The organism is Streptomyces sp. NPDC001135, from assembly GCF_053598395.1.
Map to the genome: position 1 here is coordinate 140,251 of NZ_JBSFKD010000019.1, position 22,484 is coordinate 162,734.

The window sequence follows — 22,484 nt, forward strand, 5'->3', positions numbered from 1 at the left end:
GGCCGGTGGGACGTGTCCCACCGGCCCGCCGGAAAGCTCGCCGTACGCGCGGAGCGTTACGCGTCCACCTTCTCCATGATCTCGTCACTCACGTCGAAGTTGGCGAACACGTTCTGCACGTCGTCGCTGTCCTCGAGCGCGTCGATCAGCTTGAAGATCTTCTTGGCGCCCTCCTCGTCCAGCTCGACCTGGACGGACGGGACGAAGCTCGACTCGGCGGAGTCGTAGTCGATGCCGGCTTCCTGCAGGGCGGTGCGTACCGCGACCAGGTCGGTGGCCTCGCTGATGACCTCGAAGGTCTCGCCGAGGTCGTTGACCTCTTCGGCGCCCGCGTCCAGGACGGCACCGAGCACGTCGTCCTCGCTCAGCTCGCCCTTGGGGACGATGACGACGCCCTTGCGGCTGAACATGTACGACACGGAGCCCGGGTCGGCCATGCTGCCGCCGTTGCGGGTCATGGCGACGCGGACGTCGGAGGCGGCGCGGTTGCGGTTGTCGGTGAGGCACTCGATGAGCACCGCGACACCGTTCGGACCGTAGCCCTCGTACATGATCGTCTCGTAGTCGGCGCCGCCGGCCTCGAGACCACCGCCGCGCTTGATCGCGGAGTCGATGTTCTTGTTCGGGACCGACTGCTTCTTGGCCTTCTGGACGGCGTCGTAGAGGGTCGGGTTGCCGTCGAGGTCGACGCCGCCCATCCGCGCCGCGACCTCGATGTTCTTGATCAGCTTCGCGAAGAGCTTGCCGCGCTTGGCATCGATCACGGCCTTCTTGTGCTTCGTCGTGGCCCATTTAGAGTGGCCGGACATCTGCCTGTCTCCTTCGCGTAACCAATCTCTGTACGGAACTCCAGAGATCCTACAAGGACTCCGGTGCCCGGTTGGCGCGCACCATGTCGACGAACAGGGAGTGCACGCGGTGGTCGCCGGTCAGTTCCGGGTGGAACGACGTGGCGAGCGCGTTGCCCTGGCGCACGGCGACGATGTGGCCGTCGTGCTCGGCGAGCACCTCGGCACCGGCGCCCACGGACTCCACCCAGGGGGCGCGGATGAAGACGCCCTCCACAGGATCGCCCGGGATGCCCTTCACGTCGAGCGCGGCCTCGAAGGACTCGTTCTGGCGGCCGAAGGCGTTGCGGCGCACGATCATGTCGATGCCGCCGATGGTCTCCTGGCCCGAGCGCGGGTCGAGGATCTTGTCGGCGAGCATGATCATGCCGGCGCAGGTGCCGTAGACGGGCATGCCGTCCCGCACGCGCGCGCGGAGGGGCTCCATCACACCGAAGAGGACGGCCAGCTTGGAGATGGTGGTGGACTCGCCGCCGGGCAGCACCAGGCCGTCGACCTCGGCGAGTTCCTCGGGGCGCCGCACCGGCCTGGCCACGGCGTCGGCCGCGGCCAGGGCGATGAGGTGCTCCCGTACGTCGCCCTGGAGGGCCAGGACGCCTATGACAGGAGTGTTCATGGGGTTCAGTACCTGAAGGTCCGTGAGGTCCGTACCGGGTGGGTTACCAGCCGCGGTTGGCGTAGCGCTCGGTCTCGGGGAGGGTGTCGCAGTTGATGCCGACCATGGCCTCGCCGAGGTTGCGGGACGCGTCCGCGATGATCTTCGGGTCGTCGTAGAAGGTGGTGGCCTTCACGATGGCGGCGGCGCGCTTGGCCGGGTCGCCGGACTTGAAGATGCCGGAGCCGACGAACACGCCCTCGGCACCGAGCTGGCGCATCAGGGCGGCGTCGGCCGGGGTGGCCACGCCACCGGCGGAGAAGAGGACCACCGGGAGCTTGCCCAGCTCGGCGACCTCCTTGACCAGCTCGTACGGGGCGCGCAGCTCCTTGGCGGCGGCGTACAGCTCGTGGTTGTCGAAGCCGCGCAGCTTGGCGATCTCGTTCTTGATCTGGCGCAGGTGGCGGACGGCCTCGACGACGTTGCCGGTACCGGCCTCGCCCTTGGAGCGGATCATCGCGGCACCCTCGGCGATGCGGCGCAGGGCCTCGCCCAGGTTGGTGGCACCGCACACGAACGGGGTGGTGAAGGCCCACTTGTCGGAGTGGTTGACCTCGTCGGCCGGGGTGAGGACCTCGGACTCGTCGATGTAGTCGACACCGAGGGACTGCAGGACCTGGGCCTCGACGAAGTGGCCGATGCGGGACTTGGCCATGACCGGGATCGAGACGGCGTCGATGATGCCCTCGATCATGTCCGGGTCGGACATACGGGCCACGCCGCCGTCCTTGCGGATGTCGGCCGGGACCCGCTCCAGGGCCATGACGGCGACGGCGCCCGCGTCCTCGGCGATCTTCGCCTGCTCCGGCGTGACAACGTCCATGATCACGCCGCCCTTGAGCTGCTCGGCCATGCCGCGCTTCACGCGGGCGGTGCCGGTCTCGGGAGCCTGGTTCTCGATGGTGGACACGGGTGACCTCACTGAAGGGAAAGAGGGTTACTGCCTCACCGAGGAAACGCGAGTGGACCAGGCCACAGCAAGGGCCAATGGCAAGCCGGTGGATCCTTTTCGTCCAGGGAGGGTTCCCCCGGGGTTCAGGAGGCCCGCTCCACCAGGGCCGCGGGGGGCTCGTCGTCCATCTCGAAGGCCAGCGGGAACGGGGCGTGGCCGGCCAGCCGGAACCAGCGGACCTTGCGGTGCTCGCGGAGCCTGCGGGCGGCGCCCACGGCGTCGTTGTGGAAGCGGCGGGCCATCGGGACCCGGCGGACGGCCTCGGCCAGCTCACGGGCCGCCTCCTCGCCGCCCGGGGCCTCGCGTACGGCCTCCACCTGGGCCGGGTCCTCGAAGACCGCGCGCAGGGCCTGGCTCAGCTCGCTCTCGGCGACCTCCCGCTGCTCCTCCTCCGCCTGCCGGGCCGCGTGGGCGGCCTCGTACAGCACGATCGAGGCGGCCGGGTCCAGCACGCCCGAGGTGGCGAGTTCCTGCGTGACGGAGGCCCGCCGCAGCAGCTGTGCGTCGAGCGCGGCCCGCGCGGCGTCCATCCGCACGTGCAGCCGGTCCAGGCGCCCGGCCGTCCAGCTCAGGTACACGCCGATCGCGAGGAGTGCGACGAGGATCCAGATGAGGGTTGCGGTCACGGCGGAAGGCTATCGGCTGCCCGGCGCCGGTCACGGGCCGGTCCGGACGACCACGACCGCCGTCCCGGTCGCCCCCGAACCGCACCCACAGCCTCAGCCGCAGACCCGGCCGGACGACCCCCGCCTCAGTTCCCGGACCAGCCCGAACCGCACCCCACAGCCACAGCCACAGACCCGGCCGGACGGACGGGCGCGGTCTCAGTCCCGGGCCAGGCCGAACCGCGCCCGCAGGCCCGTTGCCCGCTCGTCCGCGCCGACCGCCGCCGCGCCGGCCGTCACCGTCTCGTAGACGGACAGGATGTCCGCGCCGACCGTCGACCAGTCGAACCGCCGCACATGCGTGCTCCCGCGCTCGCGCAGCTCCTCGCGGCGCGCCGGGGCCTCCAGCAGCCGTACGGCCGCCTCGGCGAGCGCGTCGGCGTCCTCGTTGGCGAAGACCTCGCCGGCCTCGCCCTGGTCCAGGACCTGCACGAAGGCGTCCAGGTCGGAGGCGAGGACGGGAGCGCCCGCCGACATGGCCTCGACCAGGATGATGCCGAAGCTCTCGCCGCCGGTGTTGGGCGCGACGTACAGGTCGACGCTGCGCAGGAAGCGTGCCTTGTCCTCGTCGCCGATCATGCCGAGGAACTCGACGCGCGACCGGAGCTCCTTCGGCAGGTCTTCGACGGCCGCCTCCTCGTCGCCGCGGCCCGCGACCAGCAGCCGGGTCTGCGGACGCGCGGCAAGGATCTTCGGCAGGGCCTTCATCAGCACGGGCAGGCCCTTGCGGGGCTCGTCGATACGGCCGATGAAGCCGATCGTGTCGCCCTGCCACTCGGGCTTGGGCTCGGCCTTGGCGAAGAAGTCGACGTCGACGCCGTTGGGGATGACCACCGCGTCCCCGCCGAGGTGCTCGACCAGCGTCCGGCGGGCGTACTCGCTCACCGCGATCCGCGCGCTGATCTTCTCCAGGGCCGCCTGGAGGATGGCGTACGCGGCGATCATCGCCCGGGAGCGCGGGTTGGAGGTGTGGAACGTGGCCACGATCGGGCCGGAGGCCGCCCAGCAGGTCAAAAGGCCCAGCGAGGGCGAGGTCGGCTCGTGGATGTGCACCACGTCGAAGGCGCCCTCGTGCAGCCAGCGCCGCACCCGCGCGGCCGACAGGAAGCCGAAGTTCAGGCGGGCCACCGAGCCGTTGTACGGTACCGGGACCGCGCGGCCGGCCGAGACGACGTACGGCGGCAGGGGGGTGTCGTCGTCGGCCGGGGCGAGCACGGAGACGTCGTGGCCGAGGCGGAGGAAGTACTCGGCGAGGTCGCGGATGTGGAACTGGACGCCGCCGGGCACGTCCCAGGAGTACGGGCAGACGATCCCGATTCTCACGAGGGTCCCTTCGCGGGGTCGAGGTCGGCGAGCCACAGCCGCTGGAGCATGTGCCAGTCCTCCGGATGGTCGGCGATCCCGGTGGCGAAGGCGTCGGCCAGCGCCTGTGTCATGACAGACGTCTTCTCGGCCCGCGTACCTGACTCGGGTACCTCGACCGGGGGGTGGACCTGTCCCTGCATGACGGGCGAGTCGTCGTACCAGAGCGTGACCGGCAGCAGCAGCGCGCCGGTCTGCTGGGCGAGCAGGGCCGGGCCCGCGGGCATCCGGGTCTTCTCGCCGAAGAAGCCGACCTCGACGCCGGAGGCGGACAGGTCCCGGTCGGCGACCAGGCAGACCAGGCCGCCGTCGCGCAGCCTGCGGGCCAGGGTGCCGAAGGCGGAGCCGCCGCTGTGCGGCAGGACCTCCATGCCGAGGCCTTCGCGGTAGGCGACGAAACGGTCGTACAGCGTCTCGGGCTTGAGCCGCTCGGCGACCGTGGTGAAGGGTGTCCCCAGCTTGGTGGTGACCCAGGCGCCGGCCAGGTCGTAGTTGGCCATGTGCGGCAGGGCGAGGATCACGCCGCCGCCGGCGGCGAGCCCGTCGGTCAGGAGGTGTATGTCCTTGGGGTCGAAGCCCGACTTCACGCGCTCACGGCTCCAGGCCGGCAGCCGGAAGGACTCCATCCAGTAGCGCAGGTAGGAGCGCATACCCCTGCGGGACAGCTCCCGCAGGCGCTCCGGGCCGGCGTCGGGCAGCACGCGCGCGTAGTTCGACTCCAGGCGCTGTACGCCCTTGCCGCGCTGCTTCCAGGCGAGGTCGGCGATGCTCCGCCCGAGGCGGACCGCGACGGGTTCGGGGAGCTTCTTGACGGTGCTCCAGCCGGCGCCGTAGAGCGCGTCGGTGAGCCGTTCGGCGGCGCTCACTGCGCGGCCTCGGCGTTCTGCTGGGCCGCCGCCTCGGCCTCGGCGGACTCGCGGCGGACCGTGACGACCCGCTGGATCAGCGTGACGAGGCTGCCGACGGCGACGATCCACAGGGCGATCGGCAGCAGCCACTGGATGCCCGGCACACCGAACTTGTGCAGGCCGGCGAAACCGGCCGCGACCAGCGAGATCACCAGCCGCTCGGCGCGTTCGACGAGGCCGTTGACGGCGACCGGCAGTCCGATGGACTCGCCGCGCGCCTTGGTGTACGACACCACCTGGCCGCTGGCCAGGCAGAAGATCGAGACGGCGCACAGGGCGTTGTTGTGTCCGTTGCCCGCGTACCAGAGCGCGAAGCCGCCGAAGATGGCGCCGTCGGCCACCCGGTCGAGGGTGGAGTCCAGGAAGGCGCCCCAGCGGCTGGAGCGGCCCAGCTGGCGGGCCATGTTGCCGTCGACCAGGTCGGAGAAGACGAACAGGGTGATCACGACCGTGCCCCAGAAGAACTCGCCCCGGGGGTAGAAGACCAGCGCTCCCGCGACCACACCGGCCGTGCCGATGAGCGTGACCGTGTCGGGGCTCACGCCCCGGCGGATGAGAAACGCGGCGAACGGTGTGAGGACACGCGTGAAGAATGCACGCGCGTACTTGTTCAGCATGGCCTTCCCGACGGTCGGTGTCGCCGCGGCCCTGGTGGCCTCCGGCTGGCCCATCGTAGCCACGCGCGCGCGTGGCTGACGGGCGGGCACCCGCAGCCCGTGGAGCGAACCGGCGTACGCCGCCGCGCGCGGGCGTGCGGCGGCGCGATCGGCGTCCGCGGCTGTCGTTCGTATGGACGCCGCGTGACGGGAGTGGAAAGCTCGAATAACCGCGGGCGTCGCCGGAGCCGCCAAGTGCACGCGGGTCCCGCGTGTCCGCGCCCACAGTGACCTCACCGTGCACGGGAGGCAGGATCATGGGCGACAAGACTCAGACACACCACCCCGGGGCCGCCGGCAGGGCTCTGGAGGCCGATCAGCCCGCGTCCGTACGGAACGTGGTGCTGGTCGGCCACTCCGGTTCGGGCAAGACGACTCTGGTGGAGGCCCTCGCGCTGACCGCGGGGGCGCTGAACCGGGCGGGCCGCGTGGAGGACGGCGGCACCGTCTCGGACTACGACGACATCGAGCACCGGCAGCAGCGCTCCGTACAGCTCTCCCTGGTGCCGGTCGAATGGGACGGCATCAAGATCAACCTGCTCGACACCCCCGGATACGCGGACTTCGTCGGGGAGCTCAGGGCCGGTCTGCGCGCCGCGGACGCGGCCCTCTTCGTCGTCTCCGCCTCGGACGGTGTGGACGGCTCCACCCGGATGGTCTGGGAGGAGTGCGCGGCCGTCGGGATGCCGCGCGCGATCGTGATCACACACCTGGAGGCCGCCCGCGCGGACTTCGAGGAGATGACCCGGATCTGCGCGGAGGCCTTCGGCGGCGACGACCCCGACGCCGTACTCCCGCTGTACCTGCCGCTGCGCGGCCCCGAGGGTCCCGACGGGCACGCGCCCGTGACCGGGCTGACCGGGCTGCTGTCGCAGAAGCTGTTCGACTACTCGACCGGGGAGCGCAAGGAGTCCGAGCCCGGCGAGGACCAGCTGCCCGACATCGAGGAGGCCCGCAACCGGCTCATCGAGGGGATCATCGCCGAGAGCGAGGACGAGACCCTCATGGACCGCTATCTCGGCGGGGAGCAGGTCGACGTCACGACCCTGATCCAGGACCTGGAACGGGCCGTCGCCCGCGGCTCCTTCTTCCCCGTCCTGGCCGCCGCCCCCGCCGCCGAGGGCGCCAAACAGGGGCTCGGCACGGTCGAGCTGCTGGAGCTGGTCACCGGCGGGTTCCCGACCCCGTTCGAGCACCCGCTGCCCGAGGTCACCACCATCGACGGCAAGCCGCGCGAGCTGAAGCTGTGCGACACCGCGGGCCCCCTGGTCGCCGAGGTCGTCAAGACCTCCTCCGACCCCTACGTGGGCCGCGTCTCCCTGGTGCGCATCTTCTCCGGCACCCTGCGCCCCGACCAGACGGTGCACGTCTCGGGGCACGGGCTGGCCGACCGCGGGCACGAGGACCACGACGTCGACGAGAAGGTCGGCGCCCTGTCCATGCCGTTCGGCAAGCAGCAGCGCCCGGTGACGCACGCCGTCGCCGGCGACCTGGTGTGCGTGGCCAAGCTCGGCCGTGCCGAGACCGGGGACACGCTCTCCGCCAAGGACGACCCGCTGCTGATGGAGCCGTGGCGGATGCCCGACCCGCTGCTGCCGGTGGCCATCCAGGCACACAGCAAGGCCGACGAGGACAAGCTCTCGCAGGGCCTGTCCCGGCTGGTGGCCGAGGACCCGACGATGCGGCTGGAGCAGAACCAGGACACCCACCAGGTGGTCCTGTGGTGCCTGGGCGAGGCCCACGCGGACGTCGCCCTGGAACGGCTGCGCAGCCGCTACGGCGTCCAGGTCGACGTCGTCCCGCACAGGGTCTCCCTGCGGGAGACGTTCGCGAACAAGGCCACCGGACGCGGGCGGCACGTGAAGCAGTCCGGCGGGCACGGGCAGTACGCCATCTGCGAGATCGAGGTGGAGCCGCTGCCGGGCGGCTCGGGCATCGAGTTCGTCGACAAGGTGGTCGGCGGCGCCGTACCGCGTCAGTTCATCCCGTCCGTGGAGAAGGGCGTGCGGGCCCAGGCCGCCAAGGGGGTCGCCGCCGGCTATCCGCTCGTGGACGTACGGGTCACGCTGCTCGACGGCAAGGCGCACTCGGTGGACTCCTCCGACGCCGCCTTCCAGACCGCGGGCGCGCTGGCGCTGCGCGAGGCCGCGGCGGACGCGCGGATCCATCTGCTGGAGCCGGTGGCCGAGGTGTCCGTACTGGTCGGCGACGACTACGTGGGCTCCGTGATGAGCGACCTGTCCAGCCGGCGTGGCCGGGTCCTCGGCACCGAACAGGTGGGGTCGGGCCGGACCGTGATCCGGGCCGAGGTGCCCGAGTTCGAGATCGGCCGGTACGCCGTCGACCTGCGCTCGCTGTCGCACGGCACGGCCCGCTTCGACCGCTCCTACGCCCGGCACGAGCCGATGCCGCCGCAGATCGCCGAGCGGATCCGTGAACAGGCGGGCGACAACGGCTAGCTGACGGAGTGTCATCGGGCGCACAACCCGGCGCACGGGCGGGCGGCTTCGGCCGTCCGCCCGCGGACTGTCGGTGGCGGCGGATACGCTGATCGCAACGAGGGCCTGTTCAACAGGTGTGCGGAGCGAGGAAGTCGGGAAGGCCGCAGAAGCAAGGCCGGCGGCGATGGGGGCGGGAATGTCGTTGGGAACGGAGTGGGACGGGCCCCAGGTGCCCGTCTCGGGCGACGAGGGCCAGGCGGCGACCTCCGCGCTGGCCTCCGCGGCGTACCGGGACGGCCCGATCGAGGAGATCAAGAAGGCCGACAACGAATGGCACCAGTCGACCGTCAAGGCCGGCAAGATCAAGCTGCTGAGGCCCAATCTGGGTGAGGCGTTCTCGCGGGCCGTGGTCGCCCGGATGCTCGCTCCCGGCCGCAAGCCGCTCATCCAGTCCTTCGGCTCCGAGCCGCAGTTCGTGGTCGAGCACTGCCTCGCGGCCAACAACATCCGCAGGGAGCGCGACAACCGCCTGACCGCCGTGACGGTCCTGTGCGGAGTGCTCTTCCTGCCCGGCCTGATCGCCTGGCTGCTCGTCTTCCAGCTGCGCATGTTCGTCGCCAGGCGTGACGACAGGCGGGCCGGGACGCTCGGCACCGTGCTGCTCCTCGGGGTCGGCGTGCTCGCCGCGCTGTTCCTGATCAAGATGCCGTTCAGCGGCTTCTGGGCGTGGTACGCCCGGGCGTGCGTCGTGCTGCCCGTGCTCGGCTGGTTCTGGGCCAAGCGGATCTGTGAACGCACGGCCAGGGATCTGCGGGCCCGCTGGGGCGGCCTGCTCTCGGGCACCAGCGTCGGCGCCAAGGTCCCCGAGGCCGTGCCGCGCGGACCCAACCAGACCGCGGCCGAGGAGCTGCGCCAGTCACTGGCCCGGCTCACCTCCGAGCAGCAGTCGAACTCGGTCTTCTACGCCGGCCCCAAGGGCATACTCGGCATGGGCACCCGCTGGGGTGCCTGGCAGCTCGCCGAGGACCTCGTTCCCGCCGACCCCACCCGGGAGATCCACCCCTTCCGCAGCTGGGACGTCGTACGCGCGATCCACGACCAGCTCGCCCTCCTGGAGCGCGGCCCGCTGAACACCGGCGGCTTCCCGAAGCCGTCGATACGGCACTGGATCGTCACCCCGATCGGCGAGAAGGCCACGGACGTGGCCAGGCCCGAGGGCACCGACGTCGAGGCCTTCCAGGTCAAGCCGCACGCCATACAGGAGATCTGCAACAAGCAGCAGTTCGGCAGCGGCGACCGCCACTATCTGGGCGTGCAGTGGACGCTGTGGGACGGGCAGCTGGTCCTCACCATGCTGATCACGGTGACGGTGCTGCACGAGACACTGCGCATCGAGGTCACCGGGCACGCTCTGGGACCGGTGAACCCGCTGTTCACCTCCAAGCCGGAACCGCCGAGCAAGGAGGTCGCCAAGTCCCTCAAGCCCTGGGAGACCCGGAAGGTGATGCTGCCGCTGGTCCCCACCGACGAGGTGGTCCGGCTCGCCGCGCGCGCCCCGCTGACCTGGTACCCACCGCTGCTCAACTGGCTCGGCGGCTCACTGGCCCTGCCGGAGCCGTTCGGTCTGCGGCACGCCTGGGCCGACCAGCCGTGGCGGCACCGCTTCATGGCCGACGACGCGCTGCGCGCGGCCACACCGGTCCTGCGGGTGGTCCATTCGGCGGCGATCAGGGTGCTGGAGGAGAACGGCGTGAACACGGAGAAGTTCGGCACGCGGTCGGGCATCCTCAGCGGGTTGGTGCAGGACCCGGCGCCGAGGAAGGCCGACCTGTACGACGCGTGAGCGGTGCCCTCGGCAGAGGGCACCTGTCGGCTACGCCGACCATGCCTCCGCCAGCATCTTCCTGGTGTCCGCCAGCAGCTGCGGCAGCACCTTCGTGTGGCCCACGACCGGCATGAAGTTCGTGTCGCCGCCCCAGCGCGGGACGATGTGCTGGTGGAGGTGGGCGGCGATGCCGGCGCCGGCGACCGTGCCCTGGTTCATGCCGATGTTGAAGCCGTGCGCGCCGGACGCGCTGCGCAGGGCCCTCATCGCCTGCTTGGTCAGCTCGGCCAGCTCGGCGGTCTCCGGCCCGGTCAGCTCGGTGTAGTCGGCGACGTGCCGGTACGGCACGGTCATCAGATGGCCGCCGTTGTACGGGTAGAGGTTGAGGACCGCGTACACGTGTTCACCGCGCCGGACGACCAGTCCGTCCTCGTCGGACTTGGCCGGGATCGAGCAGAAGGGACAGCCGTCGTCGGCCCCGGGGCCGCTCGGCTTGTTCTCGCCCTGGATGTACGCCATCCGGTGGGGCGTCCACAGGCGCTGGAACGCGTCCTGCGTCCCCACTCCGATCTGCTGCTCCGGCTCACTCGTCATGCTGTGCAGCATATGGCGTCGCCGCTGACGACGGGAAAGGCCCCCGGGAAGACGATCCCCGGGGGCCTTGTCGAGCGGGTGGGTCAGATCTGGACCCGGTCCTCCACGACCTTCGCGATCTTCGCGATGGCCTCGTCGAACGGGATGCCGTTCTCCTGGGAGCCGTCGCGGTAGCGGAAGGAGACCGAGTCGTTCGACATGTCCTCGTCGCCCGCGATGACCATGAAGGGCACCTTCTGCTTCTGGGCGTTGCGGATCTTCTTCTGCATGCGGTCCGAGGAGGAGTCCACCTCGACGCGCAGGCCCTTCTTCCGGGCCGCCGCCGCGAACTTCTCCAGGTACTCCACGTGCGCGTCGCCGATCGGGATGCCGAGCGCCTGGACGGGGGCCAGCCACGCCGGGAAGGCACCCGCGTAGTGCTCCAGCAGGACGGCGAAGAACCGCTCGATGGAGCCGAACAGCGCACGGTGGATCATGACCGGCCGCTGCTTGGAGCCGTCCGGGCCGGTGTATTCCAGGTTGAACCGCTCGGGCAGGTTGAAGTCGAGCTGGATGGTCGACATCTGCCAGGTGCGGCCGATCGCGTCCTTGGCCTGGACGGAGATCTTCGGGCCGTAGAAGGCGGCGCCGCCCGGGTCCGGGACCAGGGGCAGGCCCTGCTTCTCGGCGACCTGGCGCAGGGTCTCGGTCGCCTCCTCCCAGACCTCGTCGGAGCCGACGAACTTCTCCGGGTCCTTGGTGGACAGCTCCAGGTAGAAGTCGGTCAGGCCGTAGTCGCGCAGCAGGCCGAGGACGAAGGTGAGCGTCTTGTCCAGTTCCTCGGACATCTGCTCACGGGTGCAGTAGATGTGCGCGTCGTCCTGCGTGAAGCCGCGGGCGCGGGTGAGGCCGTGCACGACACCCGACTTCTCGTACCGGTACACGGTCCCGAACTCGAAGAGGCGCAGCGGCAGTTCGCGGTAGGAGCGGCCGCGCGCGTCGAAGATCAGGTTGTGCATCGGGCAGTTCATGGGCTTGAGGTAGTAGTCCACGCCCTCGTCGAGCTGCATGGGCGGGTACATGCCCTCGGCGTACCAGTCCAGGTGCCCGGACGTCTCGAAGAGCTTCCCCTTCGTCGCGTGCGGGGTGTAGACGAACTCGTAGCCCTCTTCCTCGTGGCGGCGCCGCGAGTAGTCCTCCATGACCCGGCGGACGATGCCGCCCTTGGGGTGGAAGACGGCGAGGCCGGAGCCGATCTGCTCGGGGATCGAGAAGAGGTCCAGCTCGCTGCCCAGCTTGCGGTGGTCGCGCTTCTCGGCCTCGGCGAGGAATTCCAGGTACGCCTTCAGCTCGTCCTTGGACGGCCAGGCGGTGCCGTAGATCCGCTGGAGCATCGGGTTCTTCTCGCTGCCGCGCCAGTAGGCGGCCGCGTTGCGCATCAGCTTGAACGCCGGGATGAGCCGGGTCGAGGGCAGGTGCGGACCCCGGCAGAGGTCCTTCCAGCACAGGTCGCCGGTCTTGGCGTCCAGGTTGTCGTAGATCGTCAGCTCGCCGGCGCCGACCTCGACGTCCGCGCCGTCGTCGTGCGACGCGGAGCCCTTGAGGCCGATCAGCTCCAGCTTGTACGGCTCGTTCGCCAGCTCCTCGCGGGCGGCGTCGTCGGTGACGACACGGCGGGCGAACTTCTGCCCGCGCTTCTGGATCTCCTGCATCTTCTTCTCGATGGCCTTGAGATCCTCGGGCGTGAACGGCTTCTCGACGTCGAAGTCGTAGTAGAAGCCGTCCTTGACGGGCGGACCGATGCCCAGCTTGGCCTCGGGGAACAGCTCCTGCACGGCCTGCGCCATGACGTGCGCGGTGGAGTGGCGCAGGATGTTCAGGCCGTCCTCGGACGAGATCTCGACACCCTCGACCTCGTCACCGTCGGACAGCTCGTACGCGAGGTCCTTCAGCTCGCCGGCCACGCGCGCGGCGATGATCGAGCGCTCGCCCGCGAAGAGGTCGGCGGCCGTAGTGCCCGTCGTCACCACGCGTTCTTCCCGCTCGGAATCGCGTTGGATGATCACACGGACGTCTGACACCGGTCTCTCCTGACTGAAGGTGGGTGCGGCGCCATACCAGGAGCGCGCGCACAGGCGATCGTACCGACCCGACGGCACCGACCGCGAAACGGTCACCCTCGGTCCCCGTCCCCTTACTCCCTCAGTCCTCGTCCCCGTACCCTCCTGTGCCCCTGTCCCCGCACGCCTCCTCGAAGAAGTCGAGGTTCTCCTGCAGGGACTTCATCAGCCGGTCCCGCTCGCCCTCGTCCACCTGCACGGGCACGACCCCGGAGGCACCGGTGAGCCGGCGGAAGCCGCCCCGGCGCTCCAGCCGGCCGTGCACCCGTACCGGGAGTCCGACGAGATGGGCGTGGCCGGCGATGCGGTAGTCCTCCTCGTCCAGGGTGACCCGGACGTGCGACACCTCGGCGCCGGCGAGGACGCGCAGCCGTACGGTGCCCTCGCCGCCGGGTCCGGAGCGGCGCATGCGGACGACGGCGCCGGTGATCCGGACCGGCACGGAGGGTTCCGCGCGCAGGTAGCGGGCGGCGGCCTCGCGGAGCACGGGCAGGTCGCCGGGCGAGAACTCGACGGGTTCGGCACAGGGGGCGCAGCCCTCGGGGACGCCGGCGCCGGGTGCCCAGGCGACGGTGATCCGGGCGCCCTCGGTGCCCCGCACGAGCGCGGCCAGCGCCTCGGTCAGTTCGCGGCTGACCCCGGCCTCGACCGCGCCGTCGAAGGCGTCCATGCCGCCGGTGGCCCGCTGGTAGTCGATGGCCTCGCGGGCGGCGTACAGGGCCTGGTGGAGGCGGACGGCGAGGGGACGGCCGGTGGGCACGGGCACGAACGCGGTGAGGTGGCGGCCCTCGGCGGCGGGGCCGACGAGGACGTCCTGAAGGAGCGCGGCGGCGGAGCGGCGGTGGCGGGCGCCGTAGTAGCCGGCACGCGCGTGTGTGGCGAGCGCGGCGGCGAGCAGCATCTGCCGGGCACCGCCGCGCAGTTGCTCGTCGGCCGTCCAGGAAGCGGCGCCCACCGGTCCGCTCGGGGCGTCGCGCCACCAGCGGATCTCGTCGCTGGGCACGGCGAGGGAGATCAGCACTTCGCGCGCGGCGGGTGTGTCGCTGCGGGCGAGGGCGTCGAGGGCCTCGCCGAGCAGGTCGTCGCTGTCCGGGAAGGCCCGGCTCTCCGGCACGAGGAGGCTGGTCCCGCCGCCGCCCGGGCCGGGCGGGGTCCAGCGGCCGTACCGGCCCGCCGCTCCCCCGCGCCGCTGCCAGCCGTGCCGGTGCAGCAGGGCGCCGAGGACGGCGGGGTCGACCTGGGCGGGGTCCGGGGGCCGGTGCCAGGCGAGGTCGTCGGGATGCGGCCGGACCTGGCGCGGCAGCTCCTCGTACGGACGGCTCCTCATGGTCTGCCTCCCGTCCCGACCCGCGTCATGATCTCGCAGAGCGCCCGGTCGTCGAAGATGCGCGCGGTCGGTATCCGCACGGTGGTCCGGTGCCGGCCGGTGACGGCGTGGCCGGCGAGGTTGACCCAGTAGCAGCAGTGCCTGAGGTCGAGCCGGTCGTGGCTGGCGCGCAGCCAGTCGTCCTGCGCGCGCGGGACCAGCATGACGACCAGGATCTTGTGCACCGAGACCGGTGTGCGGGCGAGCTTGCGCAGGTGGTCGTTGTCGAGGGTGAAGGAGAACGAGCGCCCCGGTGGGTTCGGCGCGACCTGGTACGTGGCCTTGAGCTGCACCTTGATGGTGACCTCGTCGTCGACGGTGTGTCCGGGCGCGCTGTGGCTGACGTGCCAGTCGATGCCGTTGTCCGGGAAGGGCTGGGACAGCGAGCAGCCGGCCGCGGCGGCGACCGCGTGCAGATAGCCGACCTGCAGTGTCTCCATGCAGGCGGTGGTGGCGAGCGTGCCGCGGAGGGGGCCCGTGCGATCGGGCAGCAGCCCGCCCCGCTCGGGCTGCAGAGTGGCCATGGCCAACAGCCTTCCAAGCAATGAGTTTCCCCGCTGCGGGCCGCTGAACTGCAAAGACCCGTACTCCTGTTGTCTCCTCCCGGCGTACGGCGCAAACGGCCCGGGTATCACCAAACGGGCAGAAGACGGAACGTCACCTGCCTTGGGTGAACAAGGAGTTGGGTTGGGATGACGTACTGGTACGAGGGGCCGCTGGCCGCCTTCGACACGGAGACGACGGGCGTGGACGTCGAGACCGACCGGATCGTGTCGGCCGCCGTCGTCGTCCAGGACGCGCCGGGAACCCGCCCCCGGGTTTCCCGCTGGCTGGTGAATCCGGGGGTGCCGGTGCCCGAGGAGGCGACGGCGGTGCACGGGCTGACGGAGGAGCACCTGCAGCACAACGGCCGCTGGCCGGCGCCGGTGATGTACGAGATAGCCGAGCAGCTGGCGGAGCACGCGGCGATGGGCCGCCCGCTGGTGGTGATGAACGCGCCCTTCGATCTCACCTTGCTGGACCGGGAGTTGCGCCGGCACCGGGCGTCGTCGCTGGACCGCTGGTTCGAGTCGGTGCCGCTGAGGGTGCTGGACCCGCGGGTGCTGGACAAACACCTGGACCGCTACCGCAAGGGCCGCCGCACGCTGACGGACCTGTGCGAGCACTACGGCGTGACGCTGCAGGGCGCGCACGACGCGGGTGCGGACGCGCTGGCCGCCCTGGAGGTCGTACGGGCCCTGGGCCGCCGTTTCGCCACCCGTCTCGAACGCCTCTCCCCCGCCGAGCTGCACACGCTCCAGGCCAACTGGCACGCGGCGCAGGCGCGCGGCCTGCAGGCGTGGTTCGCGCGCAGCGGGTCGGAGGAGATCGTCCACACGGACTGGCCGTTGCGACCGGAGCTGCCGGCGGCGGCATGAGCCCGCCGGGCACGCAGAAGGCCGGCCCGCTGCTGCGGACCGGCCTTTCCCGGTGGGCGATACTGGGTTCGAACCAGTGACCTCTTCGGTGTGAACGAAGCGCTCTCCCACTGAGCTAATCGCCCGGGAACGCACTGAACAATACAGGTCCCCGCGCCCTTCGTTCAAACCGCTTGCAGGTGCCGCAGCAGTCCGCGCCGTCCGGCCCGCATCATCAGGCGGTGGTTGGCCCGGAAGACGGGGCGGCCCGGTACCGCGAGCCGCCGGAGCAGGGGCTTGCGCACCCGGACCTCCTGGTCGTAGCGGGCCAGGGTCCCGGAGCCCTCCGCGGTCACCGTCCAGCGCGCCCAGCCCTCGATGTCACCGGACAGGGTGACCTCCAGCACACCGGCGTCGGGGTCGTGGCGGGTCCGGCGTGCGGTGAAGGTCATGGCGTACGGCAGCACGGACCGGATGGTGAGGACGCCGGTCGTCTCGTCCAGCCGGGTCACCGACCGCACCTGCGGCCACCAGCGGGGATAGTCCTCGGGCCGCTCCAGCACCGCGTACACGGCGGCGGGCGGCGCGGGCAGGGGCCACAGGCTGCGGAAGCGGTACCGGGTCCAGTCCATGGAGCGAGTCTGCCCGTACCGGTGCCGTGCATAAATCTGAGTACGCGTACTCATGTGCCGGGTCCGGGTACCGGTCACACTCGGGGAGCGAGCGCCGCCGCCCGTGCGACGGCGCTCCCCTTCACCGGCTCACCGGCCCACCGGCTACGGCATCCTGTCGCCGAGCAGAGCCAGGTCCTCGATGGCCGCGAGGCCGTGGAGCGTGGTGTCGTTGCTGGACACCCAGCCCGCCTCGCTGCCCTCGACCAGGGTGGCCGGTCCGGTCAGCTCCTCGCTTCCAGGGCGCGGACTCGGTGTAGCCGTGGGCGACGACCTGCGGGTCGGTGACGATGCCGGCCTTGACGCGGTTGCCGCCGTCCGTCCACCACTCCGTCAGGTCGGCCCGGTCGGAGCCGAGTCCGAACTTGGTGAAGAACGCCTTGCCGTTCTGGCGGAGGTAGAGGTCGTACAGGTACATGATGGCGAAGTAGCCGGTGTCCCCGGGGACCTTCGTCTTGTCGTGGATGGCCTTCACGGCCTTGAAGTAGTCGTCCCGGGTCCACCCGGGGTGCGGCTCCACGCCGGCCTTCCGGAACACCGTTTTGTCGATGACAGCGCCATGGTGTTGGAACCGACGGGAATTCCGAGCTGCTTTCCGTCGACCTCGCCGACCTTCGTCACTCCGTCCCGAAAGTGATCCGGGGTCAGATTTCCTGCCCGCAGCTGGGACTTGAGGTCGAGGAGAATTCCTCGCTTGTCGTACTTCCGGAGAAAGGTGACGGCATTTTTGGAAAACTTCCGGCGGATTTCCGCCCGCGGCCTGGGTCTGGAACTTCTCCCAGAAGGACTGGTAGGTCTGGAAGTCGGTCTTGACCTTGATCTTCTCATGGGGGCGGGGAGGCGCGGCCGGGCAGGGTGGTGAGCCAGTCGATGAGGATCCGGTTCGTCTCCCGCGGACGCTCCTGCTGGACGAAGTGCCCGCAGCCGTCGAGGATGTGCGAGCTGCGGAGGCCGGGCAGGGTCTCGGGGTACGCCTTGACCGCGTCGGCCAGCCAGACGAGCGAGGGGTCCGCACCGCCGCCGATGAACAGCGACGGCCGTGTGATCGGGGCTCCCCCGTAATCGGCCAGGTCCGCCCAGTCCCGGTCCATGTTCCGGTAACGGTTCAGCGCCCCGGTCATACCGGTCCGTTCGAACTCCCCGGCCAGGAAGTCGAGGTCATCCTCGCCCAGCCAGGCCGGCAGCGGGCCGGTGGGGAAGCGTTCACGCAGGGTGCCGCCAGACCTGGCGAAGTGCGGGTCGGGGGCGCCCGGGGCGGGCATGGTGTCGGCGGACAGGGCGGCGTAGAAGCCCGCGAGCCAGCCGCGCACATCGGGCTCGATCTCCGCCTCTGCCCGGCCCGGCCGCTGGAAGTACGCGACGTAGAACTCTTCCTCGTCACCGCCCATCCGCGCGAAGACGTCGCTGGGCCGCGGGCCGCCGGGCGGGCTGTACGGCACGCCCAGCAGACCTACGGCCCGGAACACGTCGGGCCTGGTCAGGGCGGAGGTGGCGGCGATCGTGGCGCCCCAGTCGTGGCCGACGACGACCGCGGACTCCTCCCCCAGCGCCTCCACCACGGCGACGTTGTCCGCGACCAGGTCGAGCATCCGGTACGCGTCCACGGCCGTCGGAGCGGAGGAACGGCCGTAGCCCCGGACGTCGACGGCCACGGCGCGGTAGCCGGCGGCGGCCAGGGCCGGCAGCTGGTGCCGCCAGGAGTACCAGGACTCCGGGAACCCGTGGACCAGCAGCACCAGGGGGCCATGGCCCTGCTCGACCAGGTGGAGACGGCCGGCCGGTGAGGGGACCAGGTGATGGGTGGGCGGGGGGTGGGGCATGGAGGGCTCCTCGGGCTGGGGTGGGTGGAGAAGTGTGGCGGTGCGCGGGGCTCGGCTCGGGCGGTGTACGGCGGGGGTGTGTGCGGGGCTCCGCTCGGGCGGAGTGCGGCGGGGAGCTCCGGGGGCTACGCGTGTGGCGCGTGCCGGGAACGGACGGCTGAGGGGCCGGAGGGGGACTGGGGGTGGGCGGGGCGTGTCGCGGACCAGGGGGCCGCTCGGAGGCTCGCTCGGACGGGGAGGACGGCTGGGGAAGAGGCCGTTCCAGGCCGGGGAACGACGGCTTGCGAGGAGGCGGCTCGGTTCGGAGAACGACTCTGGGAGGCGGTCCGGAGCCGAGGACAGCGGGTGGGGGCGGCTGGGAGTCGGCTCGGTGGAGGGTGGCGGCTGGACGGTGTGGCGCTGCGTAACGGGGCCGACCCGTTCGTGCGCGGCGGGTGTGGGCGTTGATGCAGGAGCGGCTCGGTCGGCGTGGTGTGTGGGCGTGCGGCGTGGGCGTGGTGCGTGGGCGTGCTGGTCGGAGGGTGGGCGCAGAGGTGGGCCGCGTATCTGCCGGAGTGCGGCCGGTGGCCGGCTCGGCCCTCGCTGCCCGCCGTCATGATGTTCGTGCGACCGGTCGGCCGCACACGAGCCTTGTTGCCGGTTCGGCAAAACACGCGGGGCCTTCGCAGGGTCGAACCGCCCCGCAGGCCGTGTCCGAAGCGGAGCCGCCTCCTCGGAACCGCCGGTACCGCAGATACGAGCGCGAGGGAGAACGGCCAGGTCAACGGGCGGTGTCGGCGCGGTCGGGCACCCGAGGCGTCAGGCGCCGACCGCTCACCCCGGTGCCGCGGGGGGTCGGCTGGTGCCGGCCCCGTCCTCCAGGAGTCGGCTCCCGTCGGCGGCCCCATGGGTTCGCACACCGGGAGGGGGACCGTCTCGCCGCCGTGGTGCGGACACCAGGAGGTGGTTGCCGGCGCCGTGGGGTCGGACGCCGGACGCCACGGACCGCTCCCCCTGCCCCTCGCCCGCCTGCGCTCCCCGTGCGCGCATACGCCGACGGCCCACCTGCTGTCCTGCAGGTGGGCCGTCGGTCCGGGTGGGCGATACTGGGTTCGAACCAGTGACCTCTTCGGTGTGAACGAAGCGCTCTCCCACTGAGCTAATCGCCCGGGCACAGGAAGAACATTACCCCATGTCAGGGGGTGCCTCCGACCAGGGGCCGAGGCGACGGACGGCCGGGCGGAGCCGGAATCACTGATCCTTGATCTTCCACGGCACGACGAGGCCGAACTTCCACACGTAGACCGCCACCAGCGCGGCCACGGTCACCAGCCCGATCACGGTCAGCGTGATGTTGCGCCGGCGCACCCTGGGGTCGAGGGCCCGCTGGGCGGCCTCGGTGACCTTGCGTTTGGTCCAGCGGAGCACGAGCTGCGCCCAGACGAACTCGGTCGCCCAGATCGCCATGCCGCCGAAGATCACCACCCAGCCGGGCCCCGGCAGCGGAAGCATCACGACGCCGGCGACGACGACCGCCAGGCCGATCACGAAGACACCGACCTGCCAGCTCAGATGCAGCAGCCGGCGGGCCTTGACGAATTCCGGCGCCCGGGAGCCGAGCCCGCCACCGTCTGCGCCCCCGGCTTCCTCGGCTTCCTTCCGGCCCGCCTTCGCCTTCTCCGCCACCACGGCGACCTCGCCCGGCTCGTCACTCCCCGTATTCATACAGACAAACCCTACCGGAGTGAATCCGGTCACCGGAATGGACGTAGGTCTCGTACGAGTTCTCGGCCGGAAGAGTTACGTAAAGACACGCAAAACCCTCAGAGGGGTTTACAACGGCATCGTAGGTGGCATGTCGATTTCGCCGACGTGCGAATCCCCGAGCGCACACTGAGCGAAAGGCCCTGGCGCTTATGAACACCACGGTCAGCTGCGAGCTGCACCTGCGCCTCGTTGTGTCGAGCGAGTCCTCCCTGCCTGTCCCCGCAGGCCTGCGGTACGACACGGCCGACCCCTACGCCGTGCACGCCACCTTCCACACCGGAGCCGAGGAGACCGTCGAGTGGGTGTTCGCCCGCGACCTCCTCGCTGAGGGGCTCCACCGGCCCACCGGCACCGGCGACGTCCGCGTCTGGCCGTCGCGCAGCCATGGTCAGGGCGTCGTGTGCATCGCCCTCAGCTCCCCGGAGGGGGAGGCCTTGCTCGAGGCCCCGGCGCGGGCCCTGGAGTCCTTCCTGAAGCGAACCGACGCCGCCGTGCCGCCCGGCACGGAACACCGGCACTTCGATCTGGATCAGGAGCTCTCGCACATCCTGGCGGAGAGCTAGGTCGCGGCCTCCGAAAGCAGCCCGGCGCCGTCCACTCGGGGAGACGGCTCGGGCCAAGACAACCGCATACGGCACAGAACGGCGCCGTCACCGTGAGCGCTCACGGGGCGGCGTCGGCCTGTGCGCGCCCGGCCGCCGCCGTGCCCGGACCGGGAACCGCCGTGGGCACGGCGGCGTTCTACCGGCAAGCGAGTCGGGCGGCGGACAGTGCGGCGGGCGGGGTTGTCGCTACCATCGGCCAGCATCGGCGGGCGTCCGCCCGACCCTCAGGCCAGGGAGCGAAACGTGCTGATCACCCACGACACCCGGTGTGCCCTCGACACCGTGGTCGATCTGGTGAACACCGCGCCGGAGGACGACGCGGCGGCCGACGGACTGCCCGATGTCCCGGCTCTCGCGGATTTCGTGCGAAACCACGAGATCAGCGATGTCGGCGCGCTGTCGGAGTTCGACCTCTCGGCGGTGCGCAGGGTCCGGGGGCGTTTCGCGGCGATCTTCGCCGCACCGGACGCCCGCTCCGCCGCAGGGCTGATCAACGAGCTGGTCGCCGCCGCGGGCACCACCCCCCGTCTGACGGACCACGACGGCTACGACTGGCATGTGCACTACTTCGCGCCCGGCGCCTCCGTGGCCGACCACCTCGCCGCCGACTGCGGGATGGCACTCGCCTTCTTCGTGGTGGCCGGGGAGCAGGAACGGCTGCGGCGCTGCGAGGCCCCGGACTGCCGGCGCGCCTTCGTCGACCTCTCCCGCAACCGCTCCCGCCGCTACTGCGACAGCCGCACCTGCGGGAACCGGCTGCACGTGGCCGCGTACCGGGCCCGCCGGAAGGAAGCGACGGGGTGATCGCCGCCGGGGGAGCGCCGTCGGCTGCGCGGACCCGGGTCCGGGCGACGTCGGTCCCGGCGGGTGACGCCGGGACGGACGTGTACGGCTCACAGCAACAGCAGGTCGTGCAGCGCAGCCATGAGGAGCAGACACCCGATCACCGCAAGGAAGATCATCAGCGGTGGCTGGGATAGGGCGAAGAGGCACCCGCGCGGCTCGTCCTTCGGCGGCGCGGCCTCGCTCTCTGTGTCCAGCATCTCGCGGCCGATGATGGCGCAGAAGAGACCCTCCGCGCGATCAACGCGCTCGCGGTATGCGGGAGTTACCGCATTCCGCACCGTCTCGTCCGACTTGATTCGACTTGTGAACGGTTCCGGATCTCCGCGCGACACTCTGTGTCGTTTCAGCCCGAAGGCGCCTGCGGGCCGTGGACACGCCCGCGGCGGCACGCTGCCGTCATATGCCGTGCTTCTTCAGGATGGCCTCGATGTCACTGAAGTCGTCGGCGGAGCCGGTGGCGCGCGGGGCGGTGGCACGGGGGGCGGTGGCGGAGCCGGTCGCGGGCCGGGAGCCCGCACCCAGGGAGGGCGCGGAGGCCTGCGGGGCCACGGTCTCGGCCTGGTCGCCGCGGGCCGCTCTGCGCTGGGCGCGGGTGCCGCCGCGCCGGCGTTCGACGGCGCGGGTGCCCGCGAACAGGAGCCAGGCCGCGCCCAGCACACCGAAGCCGGCCCAGGCGCTGGGACTGAAGGCGGTGTCGGCGAGCCAGCCGACGACCCCGGTCATCACCAGGCCGACCGGCACCAGCGAGTAGGCCGCGATGCGGGCCGCCGTGAGGAATCGCTTGCGGTAGGCCGTGACCACCGCGATGCCCAGGCCCGCCGCGGACACGGCGGAGCAGACGGTCTCGGCAATCATCCGGTCCTCCTGGCGGCTGGGTCGGGTGGAAGGCGCGCAGTGCGCGGACGCGGCACACCGGCCCGGCGCACCGCCTGCGTCCCCTCCATCCTGCACCGCCTCGTCCTCGTGATGCCACGCTCCAGCGGGACATCAGGGACATCTCCGGGTCACCTCCTACTGGAGTGCCGGTC

General features: G+C 71.2%; 21 protein-coding genes, 2 tRNA genes and 2 pseudogenes. 5 read left to right on the forward strand and 20 right to left on the reverse strand.

Translation table 11 applies throughout. The features are described from left to right. Positions 1 to 56: 56 nt before the first annotated feature. The 7 genes from ACWC94_RS23405 to pgsA all read right to left on the reverse strand — a co-directional run bounded on the left by ACWC94_RS23405 (position 57) and on the right by pgsA (position 6,061). Positions 57 to 809 carry a YebC/PmpR family DNA-binding transcriptional regulator gene (locus ACWC94_RS23405; RefSeq protein ID WP_351242888.1) on the reverse strand — a complete coding sequence of 251 codons (753 nt, stop codon included), beginning with the start codon at positions 807 to 809 and terminating at the stop codon, positions 57 to 59. A 49-nt stretch (positions 810 to 858) separates the two neighbouring features. After that, on the reverse strand, positions 859 to 1,464 hold the full coding sequence (pdxT, locus tag ACWC94_RS23410) for a pyridoxal 5'-phosphate synthase glutaminase subunit PdxT (protein WP_450798844.1): 606 nt from the start codon (positions 1,462 to 1,464) through the stop codon (positions 859 to 861). A gap of 43 nt (positions 1,465 to 1,507) precedes the next feature. Then, entirely contained in the window at positions 1,508 to 2,413 is a 906-nt protein-coding gene (gene pdxS / locus ACWC94_RS23415) for a pyridoxal 5'-phosphate synthase lyase subunit PdxS (protein WP_069781943.1), read from the reverse strand. A 125-nt stretch (positions 2,414 to 2,538) separates the two neighbouring features. Beyond that, positions 2,539 to 3,081 carry a hypothetical protein gene (locus tag ACWC94_RS23420; RefSeq protein WP_450798845.1) on the reverse strand — a complete coding sequence of 181 codons (543 nt, stop codon included), beginning with the start codon at positions 3,079 to 3,081 and terminating at the stop codon, positions 2,539 to 2,541. A 198-nt stretch (positions 3,082 to 3,279) separates the two neighbouring features. Then, complete coding sequence (locus ACWC94_RS23425; RefSeq protein WP_450798846.1) at positions 3,280 to 4,443, reverse strand: glycosyltransferase family 4 protein; 1,164 nt, start codon at positions 4,441 to 4,443, stop codon at positions 3,280 to 3,282. Further along, on the reverse strand, positions 4,440 to 5,348 hold the full coding sequence (locus ACWC94_RS23430) for a phosphatidylinositol mannoside acyltransferase (protein ID WP_450798847.1): 909 nt from the start codon (positions 5,346 to 5,348) through the stop codon (positions 4,440 to 4,442). The genes ACWC94_RS23425 and ACWC94_RS23430 overlap by 4 nt, the downstream gene beginning before the upstream one ends. Further along, entirely contained in the window at positions 5,345 to 6,061 is a 717-nt protein-coding gene (gene pgsA / locus ACWC94_RS23435) for a phosphatidylinositol phosphate synthase (protein WP_450798848.1), read from the reverse strand. Before pgsA ends, ACWC94_RS23430 begins: the two co-directional genes overlap by 4 nt. Positions 6,062 to 6,303: 242 nt before the next feature. On the opposite strand from pgsA, the gene ACWC94_RS23440 reads away from it, so the two are divergent. Next, a complete protein-coding gene (locus ACWC94_RS23440) occupies positions 6,304 to 8,505 on the forward strand; it encodes an elongation factor G-like protein EF-G2 (RefSeq protein WP_450798849.1) in 2,202 nt (733 codons plus the stop codon). 178 nt (positions 8,506 to 8,683) lie between these two features. Next, positions 8,684 to 10,330, forward strand: a complete 1,647-nt coding sequence (locus tag ACWC94_RS23445) for a hypothetical protein (protein ID WP_450798850.1) — start codon at positions 8,684 to 8,686, stop codon at positions 10,328 to 10,330. A 30-nt stretch (positions 10,331 to 10,360) separates the two neighbouring features. On the opposite strand, the gene ACWC94_RS23450 is transcribed toward ACWC94_RS23445, so the two are convergent. The 4 genes from ACWC94_RS23450 to ACWC94_RS23465 form a co-directional block, all read right to left on the reverse strand. Continuing rightward, positions 10,361 to 10,918 carry an HIT family protein gene (locus tag ACWC94_RS23450; RefSeq protein ID WP_450798851.1) on the reverse strand — a complete coding sequence of 186 codons (558 nt, stop codon included), beginning with the start codon at positions 10,916 to 10,918 and terminating at the stop codon, positions 10,361 to 10,363. A 71-nt stretch (positions 10,919 to 10,989) separates the two neighbouring features. Beyond that, positions 10,990 to 12,966: a threonine--tRNA ligase gene (gene thrS / locus ACWC94_RS23455; protein WP_450798852.1), complete on the reverse strand. Its 1,977-nt coding sequence runs from the start codon at positions 12,964 to 12,966 to the stop codon at positions 10,990 to 10,992. A 121-nt stretch (positions 12,967 to 13,087) separates the two neighbouring features. Beyond that, a complete protein-coding gene (locus ACWC94_RS23460) occupies positions 13,088 to 14,332 on the reverse strand; it encodes a hypothetical protein (protein WP_450798853.1) in 1,245 nt (414 codons plus the stop codon). Next, entirely contained in the window at positions 14,329 to 14,895 is a 567-nt protein-coding gene (locus ACWC94_RS23465; protein ID WP_450798854.1) for a DUF4365 domain-containing protein, read from the reverse strand. The genes ACWC94_RS23460 and ACWC94_RS23465 overlap by 4 nt, the downstream gene beginning before the upstream one ends. A gap of 168 nt (positions 14,896 to 15,063) precedes the next feature. On the opposite strand from ACWC94_RS23465, the gene ACWC94_RS23470 reads away from it, so the two are divergent. Next, a complete protein-coding gene (locus ACWC94_RS23470; RefSeq protein WP_360099333.1) occupies positions 15,064 to 15,789 on the forward strand; it encodes a 3'-5' exonuclease in 726 nt (241 codons plus the stop codon). A gap of 53 nt (positions 15,790 to 15,842) precedes the next feature. On the opposite strand, the gene ACWC94_RS23475 is transcribed toward ACWC94_RS23470, so the two are convergent. The 7 genes and pseudogenes from ACWC94_RS23475 to ACWC94_RS23505 all read right to left on the reverse strand — a co-directional run bounded on the left by ACWC94_RS23475 (position 15,843) and on the right by ACWC94_RS23505 (position 19,963). After that, positions 15,843 to 15,914 (reverse strand) — tRNA-Val (locus tag ACWC94_RS23475). 39 nt (positions 15,915 to 15,953) lie between these two features. Then, positions 15,954 to 16,400: an SRPBCC family protein gene (locus ACWC94_RS23480; RefSeq protein WP_450798855.1), complete on the reverse strand. Its 447-nt coding sequence runs from the start codon at positions 16,398 to 16,400 to the stop codon at positions 15,954 to 15,956. 144 nt (positions 16,401 to 16,544) lie between these two features. Next, positions 16,545 to 16,701: pseudogene (locus ACWC94_RS23485) on the reverse strand (exo-rhamnogalacturonan lyase family protein); the annotation flags it as partial. Next, positions 16,684 to 17,274, reverse strand: a pseudogene (locus ACWC94_RS23490) (ABC transporter substrate-binding protein); the annotation flags it as partial. The pseudogenes ACWC94_RS23485 and ACWC94_RS23490, both read right to left, overlap by 18 nt. Then, on the reverse strand, positions 17,264 to 18,259 hold the full coding sequence (locus ACWC94_RS23495) for an alpha/beta fold hydrolase (protein WP_450798856.1): 996 nt from the start codon (positions 18,257 to 18,259) through the stop codon (positions 17,264 to 17,266). The gene ACWC94_RS23495 and the pseudogene ACWC94_RS23490, both read right to left, overlap by 11 nt. 1,076 nt (positions 18,260 to 19,335) lie before the next feature. Further along, a tRNA-Val gene (locus tag ACWC94_RS23500) sits at positions 19,336 to 19,407 on the reverse strand. A gap of 82 nt (positions 19,408 to 19,489) precedes the next feature. Continuing rightward, positions 19,490 to 19,963: a TIGR02611 family protein gene (locus tag ACWC94_RS23505; RefSeq protein ID WP_450798857.1), complete on the reverse strand. Its 474-nt coding sequence runs from the start codon at positions 19,961 to 19,963 to the stop codon at positions 19,490 to 19,492. Between the two features lie 191 nt (positions 19,964 to 20,154). Between ACWC94_RS23505 and ACWC94_RS23510 the strand changes: the two genes are divergently transcribed. Together ACWC94_RS23510 and ACWC94_RS23515 are read left to right on the forward strand one after the other, a co-directional pair. Continuing rightward, a complete protein-coding gene (locus tag ACWC94_RS23510; protein ID WP_004002642.1) occupies positions 20,155 to 20,568 on the forward strand; it encodes an SsgA family sporulation/cell division regulator in 414 nt (137 codons plus the stop codon). Positions 20,569 to 20,853: 285 nt separating this feature from the next. After that, positions 20,854 to 21,414, forward strand: a complete 561-nt coding sequence (locus ACWC94_RS23515; protein ID WP_450798859.1) for a CGNR zinc finger domain-containing protein — start codon at positions 20,854 to 20,856, stop codon at positions 21,412 to 21,414. Positions 21,415 to 21,503: 89 nt separating this feature from the next. Here the strand turns inward: ACWC94_RS23515 and ACWC94_RS23520 are convergent, their stop codons facing one another. Together ACWC94_RS23520 and ACWC94_RS23525 are read right to left on the reverse strand one after the other, a co-directional pair. Beyond that, the gene (locus ACWC94_RS23520) at positions 21,504 to 21,653 is read right to left on the reverse strand and encodes a hypothetical protein (RefSeq protein WP_023552049.1); all 150 of its coding nucleotides are present in this window, start codon (positions 21,651 to 21,653) and stop codon (positions 21,504 to 21,506) included. Positions 21,654 to 21,852: 199 nt separating this feature from the next. Next, the gene (locus ACWC94_RS23525) at positions 21,853 to 22,311 is read right to left on the reverse strand and encodes a hypothetical protein (protein ID WP_450798860.1); all 459 of its coding nucleotides are present in this window, start codon (positions 22,309 to 22,311) and stop codon (positions 21,853 to 21,855) included. Positions 22,312 to 22,484: the final 173 nt, after the last annotated feature.